The sequence below is a fragment of the Streptomyces sp. MBT65 genome (genome assembly GCF_016612545.1).
Classification (GTDB): domain Bacteria; phylum Actinomycetota; class Actinomycetes; order Streptomycetales; family Streptomycetaceae; genus Streptomyces.
The window spans coordinates 1-7171 of sequence record NZ_JAENRY010000377.1 but is presented as its reverse complement, the minus strand read 5'-3'; the positions used below and the strand labels follow the sequence as shown (position 1 = coordinate 7171).

Annotated in this window: 7 protein-coding genes; 4 read left to right on the top strand and 3 right to left on the bottom strand. The window is 70.5% G+C overall.

All coding sequences use genetic code 11. The features are described from left to right. Positions 1-623: 623 nt before the first annotated feature. The 3 genes from JHN63_RS54480 to JHN63_RS45235 all read left to right on the top strand — a co-directional run bounded on the left by JHN63_RS54480 (position 624) and on the right by JHN63_RS45235 (position 3271). On the top strand, positions 624-1013 hold the full coding sequence (locus JHN63_RS54480; RefSeq protein WP_307782140.1) for a helix-turn-helix domain-containing protein: 390 nt from the start codon (positions 624-626) through the stop codon (positions 1011-1013). A 26-nt stretch (positions 1014-1039) separates the two neighbouring features. Next, positions 1040-1972 (top strand): LysR family transcriptional regulator, encoded by a 933-nt coding sequence (locus JHN63_RS45240; RefSeq protein ID WP_200690965.1) that lies wholly within the window; start codon positions 1040-1042, stop codon positions 1970-1972. A 138-nt stretch (positions 1973-2110) separates the two neighbouring features. Further along, positions 2111-3271: an NAD-dependent formate dehydrogenase gene (locus JHN63_RS45235; protein ID WP_200690964.1), complete on the top strand. Its 1161-nt coding sequence runs from the start codon at positions 2111-2113 to the stop codon at positions 3269-3271. A gap of 37 nt (positions 3272-3308) precedes the next feature. Here the strand turns inward: JHN63_RS45235 and JHN63_RS45230 are convergent, their stop codons facing one another. After that, positions 3309-3704: a molybdopterin-binding protein gene (locus JHN63_RS45230; RefSeq protein ID WP_019059368.1), complete on the bottom strand. Its 396-nt coding sequence runs from the start codon at positions 3702-3704 to the stop codon at positions 3309-3311. 97 nt (positions 3705-3801) lie between these two features. On the opposite strand from JHN63_RS45230, the gene JHN63_RS45225 reads away from it, so the two are divergent. Next, positions 3802-4392: a DUF1707 domain-containing protein gene (locus tag JHN63_RS45225; RefSeq protein WP_200690963.1), complete on the top strand. Its 591-nt coding sequence runs from the start codon at positions 3802-3804 to the stop codon at positions 4390-4392. Here the strand turns inward: JHN63_RS45225 and JHN63_RS45220 are convergent. Continuing rightward, positions 4370-4891, bottom strand: a complete 522-nt coding sequence (locus JHN63_RS45220) for a hypothetical protein (protein ID WP_200690962.1) — start codon at positions 4889-4891, stop codon at positions 4370-4372. The two genes, JHN63_RS45225 and JHN63_RS45220, sit on opposite strands and share 23 nt — an antisense overlap. Positions 4892-5010: 119 nt before the next feature. Further along, positions 5011-6969: an APC family permease gene (locus tag JHN63_RS45215; protein ID WP_200690961.1), complete on the bottom strand. Its 1959-nt coding sequence runs from the start codon at positions 6967-6969 to the stop codon at positions 5011-5013. Between the last annotated feature and the right edge of the window lie 202 nt (positions 6970-7171).

Sequence of the window (7171 nt, the reverse complement as noted above, 5' to 3'; positions counted from 1 at the left end):
CTCCGGTTGCGGGAGGCGGGGAAGGGGCGTCGGGCGGCGCGGTCGTCGCGGGTGTCGGTGAGCGGGCGCTGGACGGTACTGCGGGTGCAGGGGCTGGGGGACGGTCGTCGAACGGTGCGGCGGTCGCGGAGGCGGGTGGTCGGGTGTCGGACGGCACCGCGATCGTCGATGCGTTGCCGGGCGTGGGCGCAGTGCGCTTGCCGACAGACGGCGCGGCCGTCGTGGACGCGGTGGGACGGTCGCGGGACGGCGCTCCGGGTGCGGGTGTTGGGGAACGGTCGCCGGACGGCATCGTCGTCGCGGCGGCGGGTGAGCAGGCCTCGGGAGGGGATGCGGTGTCGGGTGGCGGTGCGGCGCCCCGGTCGTCGGACGGCACGGTTGGCGCGGGACGGGCACGGGGTGGCACCCCTGTCACCGGGGCTGGGGAGCGGTCGGCGGCCGGTGCCGTGAGCGCTGACGAGCTGGTGCCTGGCGTAGGTGCCGTGGGGCGGTTGCCGGACGGTACCGCGTTCGCGGTTGTCAGCCGGGGGGATGTCGATGTGCTTCGTGAGGTCTGGGCGCTTGTTGCCGGTGGTGAAGCGGGCGTGCCGCTTTATGGCGGGACCGGCGCGCCCGTCGGGTCCGTGCGGGAGCTCAACGGGGCGTTGGCGCAGGCGCGTTACGCGTTGGCCTCGGCGCGCAGTACCGCACGGGACGGGTCGGCGTTCACCGATGCCTCGGCGCTCACCGGGCTCGACGCGCTGCTCACCGGTGTTCCGGCCGAGGTCCGGGCCGCCTACAGCCGGGCCGTTCTCGGTGAACTGCGGTCCAACGCCGTCCTGTTGGAGACCCTGGAGACCTTCCTCGCCTGCGACGGTTCCTGGGCGCGATCGGCGGAGGCCCTGCATCTGCATGTCAACTCCGTGCACTACCGCATCGGACGCATCGAGCACTTCACCGGCCGCGACCTCTCCCGCCTCTACGACCGACTCGACCTGTGGGCGGCCCTGTTGTGCCGGACGGACAGCGCCTAACCTGCACGGCACAGGGGAGGTCAGGGATGCTGTTGCGTCAGCTGGAGTACCTCGTCGCGCTCGCCCGTGAACGGCACTTCGCGCGCGCCGCGGCGGCCTGCTACGTCTCGCAGCCCTCCCTGTCGGCCGCGATCCGGCGCCTGGAGCACGAGTTGGACGTACCGATCGTGCGGCGCGGCAGACGGTACGAGGGGCTGACCCCGGAGGGCGAGGTGGTGCTGGCCTGGGCGCACCGCATCCTGGCCGAACGGGACGCCCTGCACCAGGAGTTGTCCGCCCTGCGCGGCGGACTGACCGGCACGCTGCGGCTCGGCGTGGTGCCGACCGCGCTGCCCGCCGCCTCCCTCCTCACCACCCCGTTCTGCGAACGGCATCCCCGGGCCCGGGTCGCCCTGGAGTCGCTGGCGTCCGTCGACATCCGGCACGGGCTCGCCGAGTTCGAACTGGACGCGGCGATGACCTACTTGGACGACGACAGCCTGAAGAACGTCCGCCGACTCCCGCTCTATGAGGAGCGGTACGTCCTCCTGACCCCCGTCGACGGGCCACTTGCCGGGGTTTCCCGGGCCAGTTGGGCACAAGCCGCCACGCTTCCGCTCTGCCTGCTCAACTCGCGGATGCGCAACCGCCGCATCATCGACGAGTGTTTCGCCGCCGAGGGCGCGACGGTCTCCCCGGCGATCGAGTCGGACAGCGTCGCCGGGCTCTACACCCTGCTCCCCGGCGGCCGTTGGTCCAGCGTGATCTCGCACGCCTGGCTGCACATGTTCGACGTACCGGAAGGCATGCGGGTGGTGCCGCTGAACGGACCCGCGCACGGTCCCCGGGTCGGACTGGTCGTCGCCCGCACCGAACCCCAGTCCGTGCTCGCGGAGGCCCTGTTGAAGGTGGCGCGGGGGGCCGGCGTACGCGACGCGCTCGACGAACTCCTGCACACCTACCTGGGCGACAGCCGCTGATAGACGCGGGCTATCCCGGCATAGCAACGTTCGCTTTGACCAGGGCGATTCACCCCGAGGATCGTGAAGTGCGTCTTCCGGCAAGGGAGTTCATCCCGCAACGGAGTTCTTCCGACAATGGAGTTGAGGAGCCGCGACATGGCCAAGGTTCTCTGTGTCCTGTACGACGACCCGACCGACGGATACCCGACCTCGTACGCCCGCGACGACCTGCCCGTGATCGACCACTACCCGGGCGGCCAGACCACTCCCACCCCTGAGGCGGTCGACTTCACCCCGGGCCACCTCCTCGGCAGCGTCTCCGGTGAACTCGGCCTGCGCGCCTACCTGGAGGCCGCCGGGCACACCCTCGTCGTCACCTCCGACAAGGACGGCGAGGGCTCGGTCTTCGACCGGGAACTGGTCGACGCCGACATCGTGATCTCGCAGCCGTTCTGGCCCGCGTACCTCACCCCCGAGCGGATCGCCGCCGCGAAGAACCTCAAGCTCGCGGTCACCGCCGGCATCGGCTCCGACCACGTCGACCTCGACGCGGCGATCTCGCACGGCGTGACGGTCGCCGAGGTGACGTACTGCAACAGCATCAGCGTCGCCGAACACGTCGTGATGATGACGCTCTCCCTCGTGCGCAACTACCTGCCGTCCCACCAGGTCGTGCTCGACGGCGGCTGGAACATCGCGGACTGCGTGGCCCGTTCGTACGATCTCGAAGGCATGCATGTCGGCACGGTCGCCGCCGGGCGGATCGGGCTCGCGGTGCTGCGACGGCTCGCGCCCTTCGACGTGAAGCTGCACTACACCGACCGGTACCGGCTGTCGCAGGACGTGGAGCGGGAGTTGGGGCTGACCTGGCACGAGAGCGCCGAGGACATGGTGCCGCACTGCGACGTCGTGACCGTCAACGCGCCGCTGCACCCCGAGACCGAGGGGCTGTTCGGCGACAAGCTGCTCGCGCAGACGAAGCGCGGCGCGTATCTCATCAACACCGCGCGGGCGAAGATCGTCGACCGGGACGCCGTCGAACGGGCGCTGCGCAGTGGGCAGTTGGCGGGGTACGCCGGTGACGTGTGGTTCCCGCAGCCCGCCCCGGCGGACCACCCGTGGCGCACCATGCCGCACCACGGGATGACCCCGCACATCTCCGGTTCCTCGCTGTCCGCGCAGGCCCGGTACGCGGCGGGCACCCGGGAGATCCTGGAGGCGTTCTTCGCGGGGCGGCCGATCCGGGACGAGTATCTGATCGTGGACGGGGGCGCGTTGGCGGGAACCGGCGCGCACTCCTACTCGGTCAACAAGTGACGGACCCCGTCAGTACCGGCCGGGGCCGCCGTGCGCCTCACACGCGGTCGATGTGCACGTTCGTCGACTTCACGCGGGCGGTGGCCTCCATGCCGACCTCCAGGCCGAGTTCCTCGACGGCCTCCCGGGTCAGCAGGGAGACCAGCCGGTGCGGCCCCGACTGGATCTCGACCTGGGCCGCGACATCGCCGAGCTTGATCGCGGTGACGATGCCGGGGAACGCGTTGCGGACCGAGGTGTAGGACGGGTCCTCCTCGACCTCGCCCGCCTTCGCCAACTCGACCGAGAACGCGGCCAGATCGACCCCGTCGATGAGCCGGCGCCCGCCCTCGTCGCGGTGGGTCGTCACCCGGCCCGCGTCCGCCCAACGGCGCGCGGTGTCCGGACTCACGCCGAGCAGCCGCGCCGCCTGGCCGATTGTGTAGGACTGCATACGCGCCACCCTAGGGGCAGAAACGGTAACCGGTGGACGGGGGGTTGGCTCTGGGGTATAACGCGATATAGCGCAGGCCGTCGATCGGGGTGAGGGTATGTCGGGTGAGCTGACGAGCACGACCGGGTTGCGGGCCTCGCATGCGGACCGGGACCGCGTCGTGGACGTGCTGACCGGCGCGGCCGGCGACGGACGGCTGACCGCCGAGGAACTCGACGAGCGCGTCGAGGCGGCGCTGACCGCCCGCACGCTGGGGGAGTTGGCGGTCCTGACGGCCGACCTGCCGGTGGTGGCGGGCGCGACCCAGGTCGAGGTGAAGGACGTCGCCCGCATCGAGCAGCACGGCGGATCGACGCGGCGCGGGGACGGCTGGGTGGTGCCGCGCCGGCTGGAGATCCAGTCACGTCTGGGCGATGTGACCCTCGACTTCACCCAGGCGGTGATCACCCAGGCCACGCTCCGCATCGACCTGGACATGCACCTCGGTGCGCTGCGGCTGCTGCTCCCGCCGGGCATCGTGGTGAGCACCGACGACCTGGTGCTCAGCTACAGCAAGGTCAAGACGCGAGGCCCCGGTGACGCGGGGGCCCCGGTCGAGCTGCGGATAGAGATCGCCGGGCAGTTGGGGTTCGGGAAGGTCCTGATCCGCCGGACACGGCGCGTGGTCAGGAAATCCCCGACGCCCTGAGGACCGACCGCGCTGTCTCGTCGTCGATCAGATGGCCCAGGTGACGCCGGACATCGGTGCCCTGGAGCAGCGTGCCGCGTTCCATCGAGCGCCGTATGCCCGTGTCCAGCTCGTGCCAGAGCAGGGGGTTGGCGACCAGCACCCGGGGGTCGAGTTCGAGCCAGTGTCCGTGCGCGTCCCGCAGGACCAGGCGCGCGGAGACGTCGCCGTACTGTCGTACGACGGTCAGCGCGTCCGTGTGCACCGTGCGCCTCAGCAGCGGGCTGTCCACGGTGAGCCAGCCGGGGCCCGCGGTGACCCGGTGCGGCAGCAGGACGGCGAAGAGGGTCGCCGACATGGCCAGCCACAGCAGCGCGCGGGTCAGGGTGAGGGTGCCCGCGTCCCAGTCGACCAGCAGCGTCAGCCCGAGGAAGCCGAGCGCGCAGCCCGTCGCCAGCCGGGCGTCGCCGCGCCAGTGGCGGTCGCCGGTCGGGTCCGGTGGTGGGGTGCTGTGCCGCATGAGGCCGACCGTAGGCCGCTACGAGCACGGCGTGCGGGCCGCTGACGGGCCTCTTACACCGCGGGACCGGATTTTGTCGTGTCTCTTACGGTGACGTCGGCCCGAGCGGTCCGCAACGGTCAGCCGGTGTGCACGCGGGGGCGTCGGGCGCGGTCCGGTTCCGCCTCGCGCAGCACCTCGCGGGTGACCGGGGCGACCTCGCCCTGGCCGAAGAGGAAGAAGCGGAGGAAGTTGGCGAACGGATTGCCCTCGGTCCACTCGAAGTAGATGTGCGGGATACGGCCCGTCGAGTCGCGGACGTGCAGCATCAGCGCGGCCAGGGCGTTCGGGATCGACGAGGACTCCAGGGTCAGCACCCGGTAGCGGTTGTGCAGGACCTCGCCGCGTACGGTCAGGCCCGCCTCGAACTCGGAGGCGTCGAGGACCGTCACCTCGACGAACACGAAGTCCTCGCCGGGGATGTCGTTGTCGGTGCGGATCTGCTCGATCTTGTCCCGGTACTCGGCCTTGTCGCGGCGGTCGGGCTCGTTGGCCACGAAGCGGATCTTCCGGCTGGCCATGTCGCGGACGAACCGTTCCGCCATCGAGTCCAACTGCACGCTGGTGACCCGGAGTTCGAAGGCCCGGGCCAGCCGGGACAGCAGGGAGACCAGGATGATGCCGGCGATGAAGCAGGCGCCGATCTTCACACCGTCGGGGCGCTCGATGACGTTCACGACGGTGACGTAGAGGAGGACCGCCGAGACGACGCCGAAGATGACGGTCCAGTTGCGCTGCTGGGCGCGGCGGGCCGCGATGGTCACGGCGATCGCGGCCGAGGACATCAGGACCAGGACGCCGGTGGCGTAGGCGCCGCCCTGCGCGTCGACGCTGGCGTCGAAGATCCACGTGACCAGGAACGCGACCAGGGTGAAGACGATCACCATCGGGCGGACGGCGCGGGCCCAGTGCGGGGCCATGCCGTAGCGGGGGAGATAGCGCGGCATCAGGTTGAGCAGGCCGGCCATCGCGGAGGCGCCTGCGAACCAGAGGATGGCGATGGTGGAGAGGTCGTAGACCGTGCCGAAGGCGTTGCCGAGGTACTCGTGCGCGAGGTAGGCGAGCGCGCGGCCGTTGGCCTGGCCGCCGGCCTTGAACTCCTTCTCCGGGATCAGCACGGTGGTGATGAAGCTGGTGGCGATCAGGAACACGCTCATGATGAGCGCGGCGGTCGTCAGCAGCTTCTTGGTGTCGCGGATACGGCCCTTGGGGTTGTCGTGGGTGTCGTCCTCGTCGCCCTCGACGTGCGGCATGACGGCCACGCCGGTCTCGAAACCGGAGAGGCCGAGCGCGAGTTTCGGGAAGACCAGCAGGGAGACGCCGATCATCGCGAAGACGTTGCCGTGCTCGGTGGTCAGCGCGCTGCTCCAGTCGGTGACGACGTGTCCGTGGGTGACCACGTGCCACATGCCGACGATCACGACGACGACGTTGAGGCTGAGGTAGGCCGCCACGAGGTAGACGGCGACGCCGATCGCCTCCAGGAAGCCCTTGAGGAACACCGCGCCGAGCAGGGCGACCAGGATGAGCGTGATCAGCATCTGCTTGTCGTGCAGCGTGCTCGTCAGATGCGGGTTCTCCACGAGGTGGGTGGAGGCGTCCGCCGCCGACAGGGTGATGGTGATCAGGAAGTCGGTCGCCGCGAACCCGAGCAGGGTGAGGACGAACAGCTTGCCCTTCCAGAACGACAGCAGCCGCTCCAGCATCGCGATGGAGCCCTCGCCGTGCGGACTCTCCTCGGCCACCCTTCGGTACACCGGCAGGGCGCCGGCCAGGGTGACGACCACGAGCACGATCGTCGCGACCGGCGAGAGCAGTCCGGCCGCGAGGGCCGCGATGCCCGGCTGGTAGCCGAGGGTGGAGAAGTAGTCGACACCGGTCAGACACATCACCCGCCACCAGCGCTGACCCTGGTGGACGTGCACCTCTGGTTCCGGCGCGCTCCGCGTGGCCTGCTGCCCGCCCTTGCCCATGTCGGCCAGCCCTTCCAGCATCCAGGCGCGCAGGCGACTGGGAGGAGGGTGTTCGGTGGTGGCCATGGGTGCGCTCCTGAGCTGCGGGTCAGCGTGTGGTCTGTGGCCATCACGCGGACGGCGGCACCAGCGTAAGCGGAGAGTGACGCGTGGGCCCATGGATGGAGGGCCGGTGGGCGTCAATCTTCCGTTAAGACTGGCGGGGCGGGCGGCAGGGGCGCATCAGGAAGGGGTGGCCGGGAGCGGTTCGGGGCGCGTTGGGCTGTAC

Excerpts from the sequence above, each read along its gene's own strand:
- JHN63_RS45235 (WP_200690964.1), top strand. The coding sequence starts at position 2,111 with ATGGCCAAGGTTCTCTGTGTCCTGTACGACGACCCGACCGACGGATAC.
- JHN63_RS45215 (WP_200690961.1), bottom strand. The coding sequence starts at position 6,969 with ATGGCCACCACCGAACACCCTCCTCCCAGTCGCCTGCGCGCCTGGATG.
- JHN63_RS45220 (WP_200690962.1), bottom strand. The coding sequence starts at position 4,891 with ATGCGGCACAGCACCCCACCACCGGACCCGACCGGCGACCGCCACTGG.
- JHN63_RS45225 (WP_200690963.1), top strand. The coding sequence starts at position 3,802 with ATGTCGGGTGAGCTGACGAGCACGACCGGGTTGCGGGCCTCGCATGCG.
- JHN63_RS45240 (WP_200690965.1), top strand. The coding sequence starts at position 1,040 with ATGCTGTTGCGTCAGCTGGAGTACCTCGTCGCGCTCGCCCGTGAACGG.
- JHN63_RS45230 (WP_019059368.1), bottom strand. The coding sequence starts at position 3,704 with ATGCAGTCCTACACAATCGGCCAGGCGGCGCGGCTGCTCGGCGTGAGT.